Origin of the sequence: Helcobacillus massiliensis (genome assembly GCF_014191425.1) — a bacterium.
Classification (GTDB): domain Bacteria; phylum Actinomycetota; class Actinomycetes; order Actinomycetales; family Dermabacteraceae; genus Helcobacillus; species Helcobacillus massiliensis.
Map to the genome: position 1 here is coordinate 1,111,516 of NZ_JACHWP010000001.1, position 18,966 is coordinate 1,130,481.

The following is an 18,966-nucleotide window of genomic DNA, read 5'->3' on the forward strand; positions in this document are numbered from 1 at the left end:
CGGTGACACAATGGCACGGATCCATCTGCACCGACCGAAAGGGATGCCCGCGTGAGCGCCACCGAGAACCTGAAGCGCAGCGAAGCCCAGGAACGCGCCTCGTTCCTGTCCACCTCGACCTATGACGTCACCCTGGATCTGACGCAGGGGCCCACCACCTTCCTCACCGAGTCGACCATCCGCGTCACCTCCACCGAGGAGCGGGAGACGTTCGTGGACCTCATCGCCCCCGAGGTGCTGGAGATCGAGCTCAACGGCGAGCTGCTGGAGGACCCAGCGTCCCGCTTCGACGGCGCCCGCGTGCAGCTGCCCGCGCTGCAGAAGGGTGAGAACACCATCCGCATCCGGGCGAATGCCGCCTACATGAACACCGGTGAGGGCCTGCATCGCTTCGTCGACCCCGTAGACGACGAGGTGTACCTCTACTCCCAGTTCGAAGTGTCGGACGCGCGCCGCATGTTCGCCTGCTTCGAACAGCCCGACCTCAAGGCCGAGTTCACGTTCACGGTGACCGCACCCGCGCACTGGCGCGTCATCTCCATCGCCCCCACCCCGGAGCCGACGGATGCCGGCACCGACCAGAACGGGCAGCGGATCGCCACCTGGGCGTTCGAAGCGACCGAGCGGATCTCCACCTACCTGACGGCGCTGATCGCCGGCAAGTACGAGGGCGTGGAGGGCACGATCCGGTCGCGCGACGGCCGCGAGCTGAAGGCCGGCGTGTACGCCCGCGCCTCCCTCGCCGAGCACCTCGACGGGCAGAACATCATCGACGTCACCCAGCAGGGATTCGACTTCTACGAGGAGAAGTTCGACTGCCCCTACCCGTTCCGCAAGTACGACCAGGTGTTCGTGCCCGAGTACAACATGGGTGCGATGGAGCACCCCGGTGCCGTCACCTACGTGGAGGCGTACGTGTTCCGCTCCGACGTCTCCGACGCCATCCGCGAGCGCCGCGACCTCACCATCCTCCACGAGCTCGCCCACATGTGGTTCGGCGACCTCGTCACCATGAAGTGGTGGGACGACCTCTGGCTGAACGAATCCTTCGCCGAATACGCCTCCACCCTCGCCTCCGCCGAAGCGACGAAGTGGACCACCGCATGGACCACCTTTGCCGGCTCCGAGAAGGCATGGGCGTACAACCAGGACCAGCTGCCGTCCACGCACCCGATCGTGGCGGACATGGTGGACTTCGACGCGGTCGAGACCAACTTCGACGGCATCACCTACGCGAAGGGCGCCTCCGTGCTGCGCCAGCTCGTCGCCTATGTGGGCGAGGACGCCTTCTTCGAAGGCCTGCGCGCCTACTTCCGCAAGCACGCCTGGGGGAACACGCAGCTGAAGGACCTGCTGGTGGAGCTGGAGGCGACCAGCGGACGCGACCTCACCTCCTGGTCAGCACTGTGGCTGGAGAAGGCGGGAGTGACGCTGCTGCGCCCGCAGATCGAGCGGGACCAGGACGGCGCCGTGGTGTCGTTCGCGGTTCTGCAGGAGGCCCCGTCGGACTACCCGACGCTGCGGCCGCACCGCCTGCGCATCGCCGGCTTCACCGAGCAGGACGGCGCGCTGGTGCGCACCGAGACAGTGGAGGTCGATGTCGACGGTGAGCGCACCGAGATCCCCGAGCTGACGGGCAAGCAGGCCGACCTGTGGCTCGTCAACGACGGCGACCTCGCCTACGCGAAGCTCCGCCTGGACGATGAGTCCCTCGCCACCGCGATGCAGAAGCTGTCCACCCTGGAGGACTCACTGGCCCGCACCCTCATCTGGTCGGCCGCCTGGGACATGGTGCGCGATGCTGAACTGCCCAGCCGCCGCTACCAGGAGCTGCTGGTGAACAACATCGCCGGTGAGACGGAGTCCTCCGTGATCCGCACCCTGCTCACCCGCCTCGATGCGGTGGCCGGCCACTACGCTGCGCCGGAGCAGCGCGCCGAGCGCGAAGCCGCCGCCGGCGACGCGCTGTGGCGCCTGACCCAGCAGGCGGAGGCCGGCAGCGACGCGCAGCTGCAGTACCTGGAGGGCTTCCTCCGCAATGCTGTGACCGACGAGCAGGTGGAGCTCGCGCGCGCCCTGTTCGACGGCTCCCAGCAGCTGCCGGGCCGCGACATCGACACCGACCTGCGATGGAAGATCGTCATCGCCCTCGCCGCCGCCGGTGCCCTCGACGACGCCCAGATCGACGAGGTGCTCGCGTCCGACGACACGCAGAGCGGCCGCAAGTCCGCGCTCACCGCGCACGCCGCCCTACCGACGGAGGCTGCGAAGGCGAAGGCCTGGGAGGACACCGTGGAGAAGGACGAACTCGCCAACGAGTCCGTCACCTCCGTGGTGATCGGCTTCAACCAGGGGTCCAAGGAACTGCTCGACCCGTACACGGAGCGGTTCTTCGGCATGCTGAACACGGCGTGGGCGACCCGCTCCAGTGAGATCGCGAACCGCCTCGTGCAGGGGTACTTCCCGGCGAAGTTCCCCAGCCAGAAGGTCGTGGACCTGTCCACGCAGTGGCTGGAGGAGAACGCCGACAAGCCGATGGGTCAGCGGCGCCCCATCCTCGAGGGTCGGGACACGGTGCAGCGCGCCCTGCGGGTGCAGCGCGCCGACGCCCACTGATCCAGGTCAGAGCCGCACAGTCAGTGGAGCGGAGGCTCCGCTGACTGTGCTCCCATCCGCGGGGGCTAGCCTGTTGCCCTATGCTGATCTCTGCTCCCACTTCAGACGACGCCCTCAGTTGGCTGGACCACGCCGGCGCCTGGCTGCTCGATCACGGCGTGAAGATCCTGCTGATCATCATTCTCGCCTTGGCCGCGCGGTACGTCGCCGCGATACTGATCCGGCGGGTGGTGCGCACTATGCTGGACTCCGGCACCCGCATCTCCGCGATGACGAACGCCGCAATCCGCCGCACCGAGCACGCGGGTGAGCAGGAACGCGCCCAGCAGCGCCGGCAGCAGCGCGCCCAGACCCTCTCCCAGGTCGCCGGGAACGTAGCCGCGCTGATCATCGGCGCGCTCGCCAGCGTGATGGTGCTGTCCGAACTCGGCATCGACATCGCCCCCGTCATCGCCGGTCTCGGCGTGGTGGGCCTCGCCGCCGGCATCGGTGCGCAGACCATCATCAAGGACATCGTGGCAGGTGTGGTGATGCTGTTCGAGGACATCGTCGCCGTCGGCGACTTCGTGGACCTCGAGTACGCCACCGGCACGGTGGAGAGCATCAATCTGCGCGCCACGCAGCTGCGCTCCATCGACGGCGTGCTGTGGACCGTCCGCAACGGCGAGATCATCCGCATCGGCAACATGTCCCGCGGCTTCGCCACCGCCCTGGTGAAGCTCGACCTCGACCTGTCCAACGACGACGTCCACGTCACCGAGGTGCTGCAGCGCGTCACCGACGCCCTGTGGCGCGACACCACGTGGGAGAAGGTGCTGCTGGACAAGCCGCAGATCAGCGGCATCCTGTCCATCGACGGCGCCCGCTACCAGCGCCGCGTCACCCTGAAGTCGGCGCCCGGCCGCCAGTGGGAGGTGGAGCAGGAGCTGCGCCGCCGCATCCGTCGGGCGTTCCAGGATGAGAAGATCAGCTTCGCACTCCCCCGATTCCAGGAAGCAGGTCAGTGACCGTGACCATCCCCCTCCAGCCGACCCGCGGCCGCGACGACGACCAGCAGAGCGTGTACGACGCCGTCGGCGGGATGCCCACCTTCACCGCCATCGTCGACCGCTTCTACGAGGGTGTCGCCGAGGATCCGCTGCTGCGCCCCATGTACCCCGAGGACGAGCTCGACGGCGCGAAGGACCGCCTGCGGATGTTCCTCGTCCAGTACTGGGGCGGGCCGAAGGACTACGGGGCGCAGCGCGGCCACCCGCGCCTGCGGATGCGCCACGCAGTCTTCCCCGTCTCCCCCGACGCCGCCGACGCCTGGCTGCGCCACATGACCACGGCCGTGACCGAGCAGCAGCTGCCGCCGCTGTACGAAGGCCTCATGCTCGACTACATGGACCGGGCGGCCCGCTCCCTGATCAACACCGTCAACGGCGGTGAAGCGCCGATGGCGGGCCGCACGATGCCCGACCACATGCAGTGACCGCGCAGGCCCGCTGAGGTCAGTCGCGGAAGGTGAGCGGCTCCCCCATCCACGGGGCGAGCCGCTCACGCATATCGTCGTCGATGCGCGTCGGGCGGCCCGAGGAGTCCACCAGCACCACCACGGTGCGCGCCCGGATCAGCGCCTCATCCATCCGCCCCGGCGTGTGGAGCGTGTAGTCCACCGTCAGGGACGCGCCGCCGAGGCGGGAGATCCAGAGGCGGACCACGGCGCCGTCGCGTCGGTACTCCACCGGCTTCAGGTACTCGATCCGGTTCGAGGCGACGAAGGTCAGCAGGTCGCGGCCGTCAGCAGAGACCGGCAGCACGATCGGCGACTGCTCGGTGCCGCCGCCGAGCTGTTCCTGCGGCACCTCCCAGAACGCGTGGATGCGCGCCTCCTCCAGCAGGGTGAGGAGGGCTGCGTTGTTGACGTGCCCGTAGGCGTCGAGGTCGGACCAGCGCAGCGGAACGGGAATGTCGATATGGGCCATGGGGGTCGGGGATCCTTTCGAAGGGTCAGGGCTGGGCATGCCAGTGCCCGCGGTTCAGCCGCAGTGCGAACGCATAGATCGCGAGGGCGGCCGCCGTCAGGCCGATGGCGAGGGGCCAGGCGAATCCGGCGAGCACCAGGGCCGGCAGGAACGCCATCAGCACGATGTCGCCCAGGTTGATCGGAATGTACGCCAGGCCGTAGTAGTCGAGGGTCTTGGAGCGCATCTGCGGGTCCACGATCCGCAGCAGAGCGATGCCCATCGGGACGGTGCCGGTCTGCCAGCCGAAGCTGAACACGGACTGCTCGACCTTGTGGTCCCGGAACGACGGCTTCCACACGAACACGTAGGAGAAGAGCAGCAGGATCAGGCCGCCGACCAGCAGCAGCGCGAGCGGCTGCCAGTAGCGCGCCACCACCGCCGGGCTGATCGCCGCGATGCCGAAGGCGACGAGCAGGTCGGTGGCGGACCCGGAGACGCGGTTCATCGTCTCCGAATCGAGGACGCGGTCGGCGCCGGTGGTGCGCATCGCCAGCAGGACGAGGCCGCCCACGATGAACGCGACGGCGAACGCAGGGAAGGAGAGGCCGCCGGTGACCTCGCTGAACCATTCGGAGATCAGGTACGCGGCGCCGGCGATCGCCGCGAGGATCGACGCATGCAGCATCAGCGGGTCGATGCTCATCGTGGAGACGGTGGCCCGGCCGATCGGGGCGCGGCTCTTCTGCTCCAGCACCCCGGTGCGCAGTTCGCGCGGCAGGTCCGCGAAGTCCTGCAGGTAGGCGGTGCCGCCCCGGCGCGATTCCAGTTTGATGATGGTGATGCCTCCGATGATCGCAACGAAGATGCCGATGGTGGCGGAGGTGAAGCCGAGCGAGGCCGCATCGGGCCACCGATCACCGAAGCCCTCCGCGACCGCTGCCGCGGTGCCGTGCCCGCCCATGAAGCCGGCGGCGAGCATGAGGCCGAATCCGTCGGGCAGGCCGCCGAAGATCAGTGACAGAAGCATCAGCGACATCAGCAGGCCGAAGCCCCACTGCATGAGGGTAGAGCCCTGCGTGACGGCCCACATGCTCCCCACGGAGCGGATCACGGACTTCACCGACACGATGCGCATCGTGAACGGCAGCGCCCCGAACACCACCGCGATCAGCAGGCCGGAGTACTGGCTGATCAGCTCGGAGAACGGGATCACTCCGAACACAGCTGGCCCGAGGATCAGTCCGAGGACACCGGCGATCAGAGAGGCGGGCAGGAACAGGGCCTGCACCGGTGGAACGGTGGCGCGGATCAGCGCCCCGACGGCCAGCAGCAGGCCCATCCATGCGAGGTCGAGGAAGACGTCCCAGGCGCTCACTGGGCGTCAGTCGACCTTCAGCTCACCCATGCGGTCCCAGCCCTCACCGTCGACGGTGCGGGAGATGATCTGCGGTGTGGCGGTGAGGAACGGCTTCATCGCCTCCAGGCCGGCGGCGAAATGGTCGGAGCTGACGTGCGCTTCGCCGGCGTCGTCCTTGAACGCCTCAACGAGCAGCACCTCGTTCTCGTTCTCGGTGGAGCGGTACCAGTCGAACCAGAGGTTGCCCTCTTCAGCGCGGGTGGCGGCGGTGAACTCGCCGACGGCCTCCAGGAACTCCTCGGCCTGGCCGTCCTTGACGGTGTACTTGACGTTGATGAGGATCATGGTCTCGCTCCTTCTCGACAGGGGTCAGATGCGTTGACTGTCCCACACCGCCCTGGGAGGCGACGGACGGCACGGGCACCGTCCGTCGCGCCCGGGTGCGTCCCCGCCTACGATGAGTCCATGAGCTTTCCTGATGACCGCGCCGTCACCGACGGCCTGCTGACCGTCCTGGACCTCCGCTCCGTCCCGTCCGGGGTCGACGACAGTCCCGTCCCCCACTCCCCCGCCGCCGACGCGTTCCGCTGCTTCGAAGGCGACTCCCACCCGCACCCGGGCGGTCACGTGTTCGGCGGCCAGGTGATGGGCCAGGCGGTGATGGCGGTGGGTCGGACCGTGCCGGAAGGGCGGCACATCCATTCGATGTTCTCGTACTTCCTGCGGCCCGGGGACCCGTCGGTCCCGATCCGGTTCGAAGTGGACTCCCTGCGGGACGGCCGCTCGTTCTCGGTGCGGCGCGTGCTGGCGATCCAGCATGAGAAGACGATCCTGGCGATGACGGCGTCCTTCCAGGAGGAGCAGGACGGCCTGGAGCACGCCGAGCCGATGCCGGAGGCGCCGGACCCGGAGACGCTGCCGACCACAGCGGACCACCTGCGCGACATCGACCACCCGGTGGCTCAGTACTGGGCGACGCAGCGGCCGATCGACATCCGCCACGTGGAACGGCCGATCTACCTAGCGCCGGACGAGTCAGGGCGCTCCCAGCAGATGGTGTGGATGAAGGTGCTGGCGCCGGTGGAGGCGGACCAGCTGACCCACGACGCGATCCTGTCGTTCGCATCCGACTACACGCCGTTCGAACCGATCCTGCGGCGCCAGGGCCTCGCGTGGACCACCCCCGGGATCCGCGCCGCCACCATCAACCACGCGATCTGGTGGCACTCGCGGCCCGATGTCAACGAGTGGATGCTGTTCGTGCAGCGGTCCCCGTCGGCCGCCGGTGGCCGCGGCCTCACCGAGGGCCTGCTGTACCGCCGCAGCGGTGAGCTGATCGCGACCGTCACCCAGGAGGGGATGATCCGCATCAAGGAGTGACGGCCGCGACCCGACAGGAGGTCACGCCATCGCGGCGTTGCCCTCCTTGACGGCCTGCGGCACGCCCTCCTCCGCCGGAACCTCACCGGCGAAGATCTGCTGGAACACCGGCATCACAGCCTCAAGGCCGGCGAGCGCCTTCGCGCCCGTGTCCGCCATCGCGGGGTCCTTCGCCGCCTCGATGAACTGCTGGACGTCATGGCCCTTGCCCTTCCAGAACTCCACGAACGCGGACTGCACATCCGTGTGGCCGGGGAAGCCGACGCCCTTGGTGCCGATCGGCTTCTGCCCCTCGGCGGAGCCCAGCCACTCCAGCAGCTTCTTCACCCCGTCCTGGTTCTCGCTCTTCGCGTTGCCGGCGGCGACCACGCCGTGCACCAGCGACTTCTGCCCCTTCGGGCCGCCCACCATCGGCGCGATCCCCCACTCGAAGGAGTCGCCCACGCCCTCCAGAATGTTCATCAGGTGGTAGGGACCGGACTGGAACAGGCCGAGCTTGCCCTGGATGAACTGGTCGCGCGCGAAGTCGCCGTTGGGGTTGGTGTCCGCGGCCGACGGGGCCACCTGCCAGGTGTTGACGAGGTCGGCCATGTACTTGAACGCGGCGACGCCCTCAGGCGTGTCGAACGCGTACGTGTCGTCCTTCTGCCACTCGGCGCCGTTGGAGGCGAGGAACGGGCCGATGATGGCCTGGCGGTCCGCCGCGGAGTTGAAGCCGAACTGCTGACGCGCGTTCGGGTCGAAGCCGGACTCGCCGGGCTTCTTTCCCGCCTTGTCCTTCGTGAGCTTCAGCGCGGCATCGCGCAGCGGATCGCTCTTCGCGGCGGGGTCGAAGCTCAGCTTCGTCGGGTCGACGTTCGCCTCATCCGTCAGCTTCTTGTTGAAGAACAGGGCGATGGAGTCCCACAGCTGCGGCACGCCCCACAGGGATCCGTCGCGGGTGTACAGCTCCACCACGGCCTTCTCCCAGGACGCGGCGGCGTCCTCCCCCAGGGTCTCGGTGATGTCCACAAGGTTGCCCGCCTGCTGGTACTGGGTGAAGGACGCGCTGTTCAGCCAGAACACGTCGGCGGCGTCACCGGAGGCGATGTCCAGCGGCAGGGTCTTCCAGTAGTCCGCCCACGGCACCACCTCGACCGCCGCCTCGATGCCGGTCTTCTCCGTGAACGCGTTCAGCGACTCCTCATAGGCGGGTTTGGCGACATCGTCCCAGATGCGCAGAGTCAGCTTCTTCGAGTCGGAGCCCGAGGACTTCGAGGACCCGTCGGAGGAGCTCTTCGACGGGGAGCAGGCGGCGAGCGCTCCAGCGGCGCCGGCGATGCCGGCGGAAGTGACGAAGGTGCGGCGAGTGACCATGGTGTTTCCTTTCTAGGGTCGGCGCGGCTGCGTCAGCGCAGCTCGGTGCCGGAGATCGAGTTCGCGACCTGTTTCTGGAACGCGAAGTACAGCAGGATCAGGGGGATGAGGGCGAGCGTGGTCGCCGCCATCACGAGCGTCCAGTTGGCGTTGTACTGGGTGGACAGAGCGGAGGTCGCAACCGTGAGGGTGCGCCAGTCGGGTCCCTTGGTGATGATCAGCGGCCACAGGAACGAGTTCCAGTGCGTCACCACGGTGATGATGACGAGGGTGACGATGATCGGGCGGTTCAGCGGCACCACCAGGTTCCACAGGATCCGCAGGTGCCCGGCGCCGTCCACGCGCATCGCATCGATCAGCTCTTGGGGGACGGACCGGAAGTTCTGCCGCAGCAGGAACACCGCATACGGTGAGCCGAACACGAACGGGATGACCAGAGCGAAGAACGTGTTGCGCAGCCCCAGCTCCGACAGGGCCAGGAACAGCGGGATGATCACCACGACCTGCGGCACCATCAGCGTGGAGATGAACAGCCAGAACAGGGCGTCGCGGCCCCGGAAGCGCAGGAACGCGAACGCGTACGCCGCCATGACGGAGAACACGATCTGCCCGGCGAGGATCACCGCCACCATCTGCGCCGTCACAGCGAACGGCGTGATGAACGAATCCTCGCGGGTGAACAGCTGGGTGACGTTCTCCAGCGTGGGCGGGTTCGGCAGGTGCAGCGGCCCCTGGGAGAGGAAGTCGGTGGGGGCGCGCAGCGCGGTCATGGTGCTCAGCGCGATCGGTGCGAGGGTGAGCAGCGCGGCCGCAGTCATGACCACGTAGGCGAACAGGGCGCCAGCAGCGCCGGGCCGGTTGCGGTGGGAGGGTCTCACAGTCATCGCCTCAGCTCATGTCGTAGGTGATGCGGGAGGAGAAGTAGCGCTGCTGGACGATCGCCACGAGCGCGAGGATCACGAACAGGATCACCGCGATCGCGCTGGCCCGCCCCATGCGGTACGAGGTGAACGCCTCGGAGTAGATGAGGGAGGCGATCACTTCGGTGCGGCGCCCGGGCCCGCCGCCGGTGAGGGCGTACACGGTGTCGAACACCTGGAAGCTCGCCACGATCTGCGTGAGCGCCACGAAGAACGTGGTGGGGCGCAGCAGCGGCAGGGTGATCGACCACAGGCGGCGCAGCGGGCCGGCCCCGTCGAGTTCGGCGGCCTCATAGATGGAGGAGGGGATCTTCTGCAGACCCGCCTGGTAGAAGAGCGCGATGTATCCGGCCGCCTGCCAGATCGCCACGAACGCCACCGACGGCAGCGCGAGGGACGGGTCTGTCAGCCATTCGACGCGGCGGCCGAGGATGGCGTTCAGGGCGCCGTAGCTCGGCTGGTAGATCCAGGAGAACACCACGCCGATCGCCAACGGTGCGCACACCCACGGGATCACCACGATGACGCGGAAGACGCCGGCGCCGGGCAGGGCGCGGTTGAGCTGCATCGCCAGCAGCAGACCGAGCGCCATCGCGACCGGGACGCTCATGAGGGTGAACAGGGCGGTGACGACCAGGGAGTTGAGGAGGGCGCCGCCGGTCAGCAGCGCCCGGTAGTTCTCCAGGCCGACGAATCCGCCGCCGCCGACGAGCTGCCAGTTCGTCAGCGACAGACCGAACGCCACGAGGACGGGCAGCAGGATGAAGGCGACCACGCCGATGGTGGCGGGTGCCACCAGGAGCCACGCCGTCCAGGGGCTGCGGCTTCGCATCATGGAGTCACCTCTGGGGGCTCGTCGGGCAGTGCTGTCAGTTCAACGGCGATGACCTCCTCAGTATTCCAGGGCGGTGGGCCGAGGTGACGGTCAGCGCCGCGGCGAGTCGGGAATGATGCCCGTCGGCTGCTGATGACCGGTCAGTCATTACGATTCTGCATCAAGGGACTTCTGAGCATCTGGGGGTGCGCTGGTCGAACGTAGACTCGGGACAGGCCACCATCAGTTCAATATTCAATCAGGAGACCGCATGGAGACACTCGTGCTCGCTGGTCTTGCGCTGGGCGGAATCCTCATCGCCTGTCTGATCGTCCTCGTCATCGCGCTGGCCGTGCACCTGCTGCTGGTCCGGCAGCGCGGTGCCACCGACGAGTCCCCGAAGGCGCCCGGGGGCGCGCTGGGCACAGCTGTGAGCACCGGTCAGCAGACCACCGGCGGTGAGTAGAGAGGCGCAGGAGTCACGGTTGAACGACGAAGGGCCGGTTCCCCCGAGGGGAACCGGCCCTTCCGCTGCAGTGATGATCAGTCGCGGGTGAGGCGACGGTGCGTGACGCGGTGCGGACGCGCCGCCTCCTCGCCGAGTCGCTCGACCTTGTTGCGCTCGTACGCTTCGAAGTTGCCCTCGAACCAGTGCCAGTTCGACGGATTCTCCTCGGTGCCCTCGTAGGCGATGATGTGGGTCGCGATGCGGTCCAGGAACCAGCGGTCGTGGGTGACGACCACGGCGCAGCCTGGGAAGTTCAGCAGTGCATTCTCCAGGGAGCCGAGCGTCTGGACGTCGAGGTCGTTCGTCGGCTCATCGAGCAGGAGCAGGTTGCCGCCCTGCTTGAGGGTCAGCGCCAGGTTCAGGCGGTTGCGCTCACCACCGGAGAGCACACCGGCCTTCTTCTGCTGGTCCGGGCCCTTGAAGCCGAACTGGGAGACGTAGGCGCGCGAGGGGATCTCCACCTTGCCCACCTGGATGAAGTCGTTGCCCTCGGACACGACCTCCCACAGAGTCTTCTCCGGATCGATGTTCGACCGGTTCTGGTCGACGTAGCTGATCTTCACGGTCTCGCCGATCTTCAGCTCACCACCGTCCAGCGGTTCCAGACCCACGATGGTCTTGAACAGCGTGGTCTTGCCGACACCGTTGGGGCCGATGACGCCGACGATGCCGTTCGGCGGCAGCGAGAAGGAGAGGCCGTCGATGAGGACGCGGTCTCCGAAGCCCTTCTTGAGGTCCTTGGCGTCGATGACCACATTGCCCAGCCGCGGGCCGGGCGGGATGACGATCTCGTCGAAGTCGAGCTTGCGGGTGCGCTCGGCCTCCGCCGCCATCTCCTCGTAACGGGCGAGTCGGGCCTTCGACTTGGTCTGGCGGCCCTTCGCGTTGGAGCGCACCCACTCGAGCTCCTCCTTGAGGCGCTTGGCGAGCTTCGCATCCTTCTTGCCCTGCACCTGCAGGCGCGCCTCCTTCTTCTCCAGGTAGGTGGAGTAGTTGCCCTCGTACGGGTAGAGGTGGCCGCGGTCGACTTCGGCGATCCACTCGGCGACGTGGTCGAGGAAGTAGCGGTCGTGGGTGATGGCGATGACAGCGCCCTCGTACGCCTGGAGATGCTTCTCCAGCCAGAGGACCGACTCGGCATCGAGGTGGTTGGTGGGCTCGTCCAGCAGCAGCAGGTCCGGCTTCTCCAGCAGGAGCTTGCACAGTGCCACGCGGCGGCGCTCACCACCGGAGAGGTGGGTGACCTTCTCATCGCCCGGCGGGAGGCGGAGGGCGTCCATCGCCTGGTTGAGCTGGGAGTCGAGGTCCCAGCCGTTGGCGGCGTCGATGTCGGTCTGGAGCTTGCCCATCTCCTCCATGAGGGCGTCGAAGTCAGCGTCCGGCTGCGCCATCTCCTCGCCGATCTCGTTGAAGCGCTGGACCTTCGCGTAGAGGTCGCCCATGCCCTCCTGGACGTTCTCGAGGACGGTCTTCTCCTCGTTCAGCGGCGGCTCCTGCAGCAGGATGCCCACGGTGTAGCCGGGGCTGAGGCGCGCCTCGCCGTTGCTGGGCTCATCGAGCCCCGCCATGATCTTGAGGATCGTGGACTTGCCGGCGCCATTGGGACCGACCATGCCGATCTTCGCGCCCGGGTAGAAGCTCATGGTCACGTCGTCGAGGATGAGCTTGTCGCCCACCGACTTCCGTGCCTTGTACATCGTGTAAATGAATTCAGCCAAGCGATTTCCCCTGGTCAGGACACTGTCGGAGTGTCGCCGTGCAGCATGTGTGCAAAAAGAAGACTGATGGACCGCTCGTCGGCTCAGGCGGCCGGGAGCGCACTGGGCCAGCCTACCAATGGCTCCCGGTCGCTCAGTCCAGCGGGATGCCGCGCCCGGCGAGGTGTGCGCGGGCGATCTCCCAGCCGTTGTCGGCGGCGCCGTCGCCGTTGCGCGGCCACCGGTGGGCGTCGATGCCGAGGCGGCGGGCCGCCTCCACGTTCTCCTCGACGTCGTCGAAGAAGATCGTGGACGCGGGGCGCTCCACTCCCCCGGTCTCGTGGGAGAGGGTCTCCAGCAGGACCTCGAAGATCCGCAGGTCCGGCTTCACCACGCCCTCCTCACCGGAGATGATGGCGAAGCTGAACGCCTCGAACCATTCGGCGCGGCGCACGGCCTCACCGAACGCGACCGATGCATTGGACAGCAGCACCAGACGGACGCCGTTGCGGGAGAGGTCGTGGATGAGGCTGCGGGACTCCGGGTGGATCTCCAGCCAGTAGCGGTTGTCGACGTCCTGCAGGTGGGCGAGCTCATCGGCGGAGGGGTCCTCGATGCCCGCCGCCGCGCAGACGCGGCCCCAGTACTCCTCGAGGGTGAGGTCGCCGGTGTCGTAGGCGAGGCGTTCGCCCCAGAACGCGGCGCGGACCTCCTCGAGGTCGCCGCCGGTCTCGGCGTGGATCGCGGGGACGGGGTCGTGGGCGGCGGATATGACGCCGCCGAAGTCGAACACGACGGTCTTCTGGGACAGGGCGTCGGTGGAGCGGGTGCGGCGCTGGCGGGCCATGGATCAGGTCCTTTCGGAGGCGGTGCAGGTGGGCAGACCGGCGGTGCTGCCGGAGTCGGCGATGGTCTCGACAGCGTGCTTGGCGTCCTCGAACGTGGAGACCCGGACCACGCTCAGCCCGTCGGGCACGTGACCGACCACCTCGGCGCAGTTGTCGGCGGGAGCGAGGAAGAACTCGGCGCCGTCCTCCTTCGCGCCGACCAGCTTCTGCCGAATCCCGCCGATGGGGCCGACGGCGCCGCTCTGGTCGATGGTGCCGGTGCCGGCGATCCGCTTCCCACCGGTGAGGCTGCCGGGGGTCATCTCGTCGTAGATGCCGAGGGCGAAGATGAGGCCGGCGCTGGGCCCACCGATGCCGTCCAGGGCGATCCTGACGTCCACGGGGAAGTCGAACCCGGGGGTCAGCACGATGCCGACGACGCTGCGCCCGTCCTTCTGCTCCACCGGCACGGACACGGTCGTCCTCTTCCCGTCGCGTTCCACCACGAAGTCGGCGGTGCCGCCGGCGGGGGTGTCGGCGGTGGCCTTCTGCAGGGCGGGAACCTCGTCGGACTCGGTGCCGTTGACGGACACGACGCGGTCGCCCGGCTTCAGCAGCTGAGCGGCGGGACCGTCGGAGCGCACCCCGGAGATGCGGACCACCGGCGTGGACTCCATGCCCTGGGCGGCGAGGGCGACGGCGATCGCCTCCTGCTGGGAGGAGCTCATCTGCGCGGACGTCATGAGCTTGCTGCCCTCTTCGTCCTGCGTGTCGGGGTAGACCGCTTCGCGCGGCAGGATCGACTTCGTGGGGTCGAACCAGGCGGCGAACACCGCGGTGGTCGGGGCGGGCTGACCGGGTGCGCCGAGCACGGCGACAGTGGTCATGCGCAGCTGGCCGTCGGGCTTCTCCGGCTCGCTGCCCTTCACCTCGATCACCTGGGTGCCGTCGACCTCGCCGAGGACGTCCACCGTCGGCCCCGCCGACTCGATGACGTACGGCGAGGGGGTGAGCGTGGCGATGAGGGTGAGCACGCACAGAGCGATCAGGGCGATGCTGCCGATCAGTGAACGCCGCGCGGAGATGCGGCGCGACTGCTGGGGCACTGGGGCGGGGGACGACACGGCCCTATTGTGGCACGGGGACGCTCCTGCGGAGTCTGCTCCAAGCGCAGGCGGATACTCTGAGCGCTATGACGTCTTCATCCGGATCTGACGAAGAGAACCTCCGCAAGTTCCTCGAAGAGGTGTTCGGCGGCCAGCTGCCACCCGGCGCGCTCGAGGGCATGGACCTGACGGAACTGGCGAAGGGAGCCGGACTGCCGTCCGACCCCGCGATGCTGCAGGCCGCGGCCGCGCAGATGCAGTCGCTGTTCGCCTCCGGCGGTGATGAGCCCGTGAACTGGAAGCTCGCCCAGGACCTCGCCCGGCAGGTCGCCTCCGGCTCCGTCACGATGGTGCCGGGGCACGCTCTGCCGCCCACCGGCGGCTCGCAGATCGGCACGGACGGGGACCCGTCGGTCACTCCCGAAGCGCAGCACGCCCTCGACGAAGCCGCCACCATCGCCCGGCTGTGGCTGCAGCAGGTGGTGGATGTGGACGTCCCCGCCGCGCCGCTGCAAGCATGGACCCGTGGCACCTGGGTGAACCGCACCATTCCCCGCTGGCAGAAGGTGGTGGAGCCGGTCGCCGAGTACATGGCCGGCGCCATCGGCGACGCCCTCGGCAAGCAGATGGAGCAGATGCAGTCCATGCCCGGCATGGAGGGCCTCGGCGCCATGGGCATGGGCGATCCGCGCGCCATGATGCGGATGATGGGCGGCACCATGTTCGGCATGCAGTTCGGGCACGCCATCGGCTCCCTCGCCCGCGAGCAGCTCGGCACCACCGACCTCTCGCTGCCGCTCTGGGACTCCTCCGCCCCGGTGCTCATCCCCGCCAACCTCGACGACCTCCTGGCGGACTCCGACCTCGACCCGAGCGCCGCCCGGATCTTCTTCGCGGCCCGCGAGATCGCCCACGTCACCCTGTTCCGCAGCGCACCGTGGCTGCCGGAGCACCTCTTCACCGCGATCGAGGGCTACGCCCGCGGCATCGAACTGGACCTCTCCTCCCTGGAGGAGAAGATGCGGGACGTGGACGTGTCCGACCCCATCGCGATGAGCGCGCTCAACCCGGAGGACATGTTCACCTTCACCCGGTCGGAGCGTCAGGAGCGCGCCCTCACCGAGCTCACCACCACGCTCGCGCTGATCGAGTCATGGGTGGACCACGTGGTCACGCACGCGCTGGAGGGGAAGCTGCCGCGCCTGGATGCGATGCGGGAACTGGTGCGGCGCCGCCGCGCCACCGGCGGTCAGGCCGAGCAGATGCTCGCGAACCTGGTCGGCATCGAACTGCGACCCCGCTCCATTTCGGAGGCGTACGACTGGTGGCAGTCCGTGCTCGACACCGAGGGCGCGGCCGGCCGCGAGAAGGTGTGGGCGCACCCGGACCTGCTTCCCTCCCCCGAGGTGCTGTCCGGGCAGCCGCAGGCGCCGAAGGCCGACGCCGCTGAGCAGCCCGCGGAGGCCGCCGCCGACTTCGATGCGGACTTCGATGAGGAGCTGCGTCGCCTGCTGGACGGCGAACTCCCAGAAGCGCCGAAGGAGGACGGCGATGGCGACGGGGATGACGATGGCGACGGGGACGGCGATGAGCCCGGCCCGGCACCGGCCGCATGAGCAGTCGATTCATCGCTGAGCTGGAGCGCGCAGCGGGCCCGGCTGCACAGCGGGAGCAGTTCCTGCAGCTCGCGCGCTCGGGCACGCAGGTGCACCGGAAGTCGAGCGGGCCCCTTCACTTCACCGCCTCCGCGATCGTGATCGACGCCTCCGGTGAGCACATCGCTCTGCACCTGCACCGAAAGGTGGGGGCCTGGCTGCAGTTCGGCGGCCACATCGATGACGGCGAGACATCCTTCGAACATGCCGCGCGGCGCGAAGCCGCCGAGGAGTCCGGACTGAGGGACCTGCAGGTGGTGGGCGACGGCCCGGCCATGCTGCACGCCCACGCTCTGAACCAGAACTTCGCGCACTGCCGCGAGCACTGGGATGTGCAGTACCTGCTGCGTGCCCCGTTCACCCCGGCCAGCGCCGAGGACGGACTCGCGATCAGCGAGCGCGAGAGCGCGGGGCTGGCCTGGTTCGCACTCGATGACCTGCCGGCGGGTCTGGTTCGGGACCTGCACGCCACGCTCGCCGCGCTGGGACTGGATCGTCCTCAGAAGTCCGACGGGGGCAGCGACTGCGCGTAGGCCACGCCCTCGAGGAATCCCTTCGCCTTCTCGGCGTGCTCGAACGAATCGGCGATCGCCCAGAACGCGGGTGAATGGTTCGCCTCCACCAGATGCGCGAGCTCATGGACGAGGACCGCGTCCTGCACGAAACGGGGCATTCCCTGCAGCTGGTCGGACAGGCGGATGGTGCGCTCCAGCGTGCTGCACGAGCCCCAGCGGCTGCCCTGGTTGCTGACCCAGCGGACGCTGACGGGCCCGTCGGTCCCCGGTGGGAGATAGCGGCGAGCGAGCTCGCGGGCGCGAGCGAGCAGGTCGTCATCGCTGCTGGGCGCGACCCGGTGGCGGGACTGCTCGGCGCGCTCGAGCATGTGCAGCGCCCACCGGTGCTCCTCGGCGGCGGAGAGGCCCCAAGGGATCTGCAGCTCCATCCGGCCGCCGACTCTCCGGGCGCCGATGGTGCGGCGCCGGCGCTTCGAGCGGGTGACGAGGATCGGCTCGTCGATGTCCGCGAACTGCACCAGCTCGGTGCGGCGGGTCGCGGAGGACCTCACCAGGTCGCGGGAAAGGACTCGTCGGCTGCGCGGCATGGGGCGAGTCTAGCGACGATCCGCCCGTCCCTGTGCAGGTCAGCGATATCGGCGGGGAGTCTGTGGACAACTTGTGCGGAGGCACCGCTGCGCAGCGGGAATGTGAGGGGCGCCCGGCCCTGCCAGAAAGATTTTACCTGCGGTCCCCGGGTATGGCGTTTGCGCTGGTCACAGTTGTGTGACGGTGTGTCGTCGGCGTGTCGCACACACGATGTCCACACAGGTTCGCGTGGTTTCCACAGCTGGCCCTGACTTGTCCACAGTGGGCGCACAACGACGCGTTGACCGAGGCGGAGAAGGCCATTAGATTCGATCGGACAAGGGCTTCGGGATAACTAGCAGAACGCACACGGGGAAGGTGCGCGTGGTGCTGAGAGCCCCCGGAGTCCTCCGTCTGTGAAGGCGGCGAAACGGCGACCCGGAGCACTTCTCCTTCTGCGGTGGAACACCCGCTGATCATCCCGAAGCTCCAGGGTCGCCGTTCTCTTTGAAGAACAGCGGGTTACGCTGGTGCCAAATCCCCGCGGGCCGGTCACAGCCGATCCGTGCGCTGGGGTGACAGCGACGAGGACACCCTCGTCTCCATCCATGAGAAGGAGCACCAACATGGCTGACGAAACGTGGACCGGTGAGTTCTACTGCGTGAAGTGCCGCGAGAAGCGCGAAGCCACCGGCAACGTCGTGGAGCAGAACGGTCGCCGCTACGCCAAGGGCACCTGCCCGGAATGCAGCACCAAGCTCAACCGCATCCTCGGCAAGGCGTCCTGACGCCACCAGCAGACAGCGAGCGGGACTTCCCATGACGGGGAGTCCCGCTTCTGCGTTCCCAGCGTTCTCCGGGCCCCGTGACAGTGGATCTCCGGCATCCGACGCTGGGGTCGACCCATAACGACGATCGTTCTCCTCCGCCATGTCCTCGGCCTCACCGGCGGCGTTCGCCGCATCGCCGACGCCCTGCGGGCGACCGGTGCCGACGTCCGCACGTTCGACTCCCTGCAGGACGGCCTCGCACACGTCGGGGAGATCGGAGATGAGGAGCTGGCGCGCCGGCCCACTGCACGAGGGGCGCTGCTGGTCCACGCCTTCATCGACCCCTCATCCGTCGACGGGGGACTGCCGACGGGGCCCGATGTGCATGTGTTCGGTACGGAGGAGGACCCGTTCTTCGCCGGCGATGGGGACCTCGATGCCGTGCTCCGTCACCCCCCTACGCCGCCTGCTCAGCAGCGGTCTCGGACTTGCGGGGCCGGCCGCGGCCGCGCTTGGCGGCGATGACGCGACCGTTGTCGAGGATCTCGCCGCCCCACACGCCCCAGGGTTCGGCGCGGCGCAGGGCGCCGTCCAGGCATTCCGTGCGCAGCGGGCAGTGGGCGCACAGCTGCTTCGCCTCGTTCAGCTCGGCGGGGGAGGCGGAGAAGAAGAGGTCGGCGGCATCACCCGCGCAGGGCAGGTCGCTCGGGATGGACGGTGAGCCGACGGGACCCGGCATCTGTCGGGTGGGGGCGGCGGTGGAGGACAGCAGGGCTGCAGAAGCGAACGTCATCGTGGTGCTTTCTGGACGCAGACGGAGAGGATCACAAAGGGTGCGGGGGCTCACTGCCGGACGCGGGCAGGCCCGTGGAGCGGACTGGCAGGGCGGTCACGCCCTGGATGTCAGGAGTCCACTCCCCCGATGCGCG

At 68.4% G+C, this 18,966-nt stretch carries 19 protein-coding genes; 8 read left to right on the forward strand and 11 right to left on the reverse strand.

Features of this window, described 5'->3' with window-relative positions; all coding sequences use genetic code 11:
* The first annotated feature begins 51 nt into the window (after window positions 1-51).
* From pepN to FHX50_RS05105, 3 genes are all read left to right on the forward strand, one after another.
* Window positions 52-2,616: an aminopeptidase N gene (gene pepN, locus FHX50_RS05095; protein ID WP_183375027.1), complete on the forward strand. Its 2,565-nt coding sequence runs from the start codon at window positions 52-54 to the stop codon at window positions 2,614-2,616.
* Window positions 2,617-2,696: 80 nt separating this feature from the next.
* Window positions 2,697-3,623: a mechanosensitive ion channel family protein gene (locus FHX50_RS05100; RefSeq protein WP_183375028.1), complete on the forward strand. Its 927-nt coding sequence runs from the start codon at window positions 2,697-2,699 to the stop codon at window positions 3,621-3,623.
* Between the two features lie 2 nt (window positions 3,624-3,625).
* Window positions 3,626-4,090 (forward strand): globin, encoded by a 465-nt coding sequence (locus FHX50_RS05105; protein WP_285262422.1) that lies wholly within the window; start codon window positions 3,626-3,628, stop codon window positions 4,088-4,090.
* A 19-nt stretch (window positions 4,091-4,109) separates the two neighbouring features.
* On the opposite strand, the gene FHX50_RS05110 is transcribed toward FHX50_RS05105, so the two are convergent.
* Genes FHX50_RS05110 through FHX50_RS05120 form a run of 3 tightly spaced genes read right to left on the reverse strand, consistent with a single transcriptional unit; the run spans window position 4,110 to window position 6,267 of the window.
* Window positions 4,110-4,583, reverse strand: a complete 474-nt coding sequence (locus tag FHX50_RS05110; protein WP_183375029.1) for an acyl-CoA thioesterase — start codon at window positions 4,581-4,583, stop codon at window positions 4,110-4,112.
* A 25-nt stretch (window positions 4,584-4,608) separates the two neighbouring features.
* On the reverse strand, window positions 4,609-5,940 hold the full coding sequence (locus tag FHX50_RS05115; RefSeq protein WP_183375030.1) for a sodium/glutamate symporter: 1,332 nt from the start codon (window positions 5,938-5,940) through the stop codon (window positions 4,609-4,611).
* Window positions 5,941-5,946: 6 nt separating this feature from the next.
* Entirely contained in the window at window positions 5,947-6,267 is a 321-nt protein-coding gene (locus tag FHX50_RS05120; RefSeq protein WP_183375031.1) for a putative quinol monooxygenase, read from the reverse strand.
* A 120-nt stretch (window positions 6,268-6,387) separates the two neighbouring features.
* Here FHX50_RS05120 and FHX50_RS05125 point away from each other — a divergent pair, with 120 nt between their 5' ends.
* Window positions 6,388-7,302, forward strand: a complete 915-nt coding sequence (locus FHX50_RS05125) for an acyl-CoA thioesterase (protein ID WP_183375033.1) — start codon at window positions 6,388-6,390, stop codon at window positions 7,300-7,302.
* Between the two features lie 21 nt (window positions 7,303-7,323).
* Here FHX50_RS05125 and FHX50_RS05130 read toward each other — a convergent pair whose 3' ends face one another.
* The 3 genes from FHX50_RS05130 to FHX50_RS05140 are packed head-to-tail and all read right to left on the reverse strand — an operon-like array spanning window position 7,324 to window position 10,413.
* Window positions 7,324-8,658, reverse strand: coding sequence for an ABC transporter substrate-binding protein (locus FHX50_RS05130; protein WP_183375035.1), 1,335 nt, complete (start codon window positions 8,656-8,658; stop codon window positions 7,324-7,326).
* 32 nt (window positions 8,659-8,690) lie between these two features.
* A complete protein-coding gene (locus tag FHX50_RS05135) occupies window positions 8,691-9,542 on the reverse strand; it encodes a carbohydrate ABC transporter permease (RefSeq protein ID WP_183375037.1) in 852 nt (283 codons plus the stop codon).
* A gap of 4 nt (window positions 9,543-9,546) precedes the next feature.
* Window positions 9,547-10,413 carry an ABC transporter permease subunit gene (locus FHX50_RS05140; RefSeq protein ID WP_183375039.1) on the reverse strand — a complete coding sequence of 289 codons (867 nt, stop codon included), beginning with the start codon at window positions 10,411-10,413 and terminating at the stop codon, window positions 9,547-9,549.
* A gap of 250 nt (window positions 10,414-10,663) precedes the next feature.
* Between FHX50_RS05140 and FHX50_RS05145 the strand changes: the two genes are divergently transcribed.
* Window positions 10,664-10,858 (forward strand): hypothetical protein, encoded by a 195-nt coding sequence (locus FHX50_RS05145; RefSeq protein WP_183375041.1) that lies wholly within the window; start codon window positions 10,664-10,666, stop codon window positions 10,856-10,858.
* Window positions 10,859-10,935: 77 nt separating this feature from the next.
* Here the strand turns inward: FHX50_RS05145 and ettA are convergent, their stop codons facing one another.
* The 3 genes from ettA to FHX50_RS12345 form a co-directional block, all read right to left on the reverse strand.
* Window positions 10,936-12,618: an energy-dependent translational throttle protein EttA gene (gene ettA, locus FHX50_RS05150; RefSeq protein WP_183375043.1), complete on the reverse strand. Its 1,683-nt coding sequence runs from the start codon at window positions 12,616-12,618 to the stop codon at window positions 10,936-10,938.
* Window positions 12,619-12,751: 133 nt separating this feature from the next.
* Window positions 12,752-13,444 carry an HAD family hydrolase gene (locus FHX50_RS05155; RefSeq protein WP_183375044.1) on the reverse strand — a complete coding sequence of 231 codons (693 nt, stop codon included), beginning with the start codon at window positions 13,442-13,444 and terminating at the stop codon, window positions 12,752-12,754.
* A 3-nt stretch (window positions 13,445-13,447) separates the two neighbouring features.
* Window positions 13,448-14,548, reverse strand: a complete 1,101-nt coding sequence (locus tag FHX50_RS12345; RefSeq protein WP_183375046.1) for a PDZ domain-containing protein — start codon at window positions 14,546-14,548, stop codon at window positions 13,448-13,450.
* Window positions 14,549-14,616: 68 nt separating this feature from the next.
* Here FHX50_RS12345 and FHX50_RS05165 point away from each other — a divergent pair, with 68 nt between their 5' ends.
* Window positions 14,617-16,146, forward strand: a complete 1,530-nt coding sequence (locus FHX50_RS05165; RefSeq protein ID WP_183375048.1) for a zinc-dependent metalloprotease — start codon at window positions 14,617-14,619, stop codon at window positions 16,144-16,146.
* A complete protein-coding gene (locus tag FHX50_RS05170; RefSeq protein WP_183375050.1) occupies window positions 16,143-16,718 on the forward strand; it encodes an NUDIX hydrolase in 576 nt (191 codons plus the stop codon). The genes FHX50_RS05165 and FHX50_RS05170 overlap by 4 nt, the downstream gene beginning before the upstream one ends.
* Here FHX50_RS05170 and FHX50_RS05175 read toward each other — a convergent pair.
* Window positions 16,685-17,287 (reverse strand): M48 metallopeptidase family protein, encoded by a 603-nt coding sequence (locus FHX50_RS05175; RefSeq protein ID WP_183375052.1) that lies wholly within the window; start codon window positions 17,285-17,287, stop codon window positions 16,685-16,687. The two genes, FHX50_RS05170 and FHX50_RS05175, sit on opposite strands and share 34 nt — an antisense overlap.
* Before the next feature lie 606 nt (window positions 17,288-17,893).
* On the opposite strand from FHX50_RS05175, the gene FHX50_RS05180 reads away from it, so the two are divergent.
* On the forward strand, window positions 17,894-18,055 hold the full coding sequence (locus FHX50_RS05180) for a DUF5679 domain-containing protein (RefSeq protein ID WP_183375054.1): 162 nt from the start codon (window positions 17,894-17,896) through the stop codon (window positions 18,053-18,055).
* A gap of 439 nt (window positions 18,056-18,494) precedes the next feature.
* Here the strand turns inward: FHX50_RS05180 and FHX50_RS05185 are convergent, their stop codons facing one another.
* Window positions 18,495-18,830 (reverse strand): WhiB family transcriptional regulator, encoded by a 336-nt coding sequence (locus FHX50_RS05185; protein ID WP_275436375.1) that lies wholly within the window; start codon window positions 18,828-18,830, stop codon window positions 18,495-18,497.
* Window positions 18,831-18,966 lie beyond the last annotated feature (136 nt).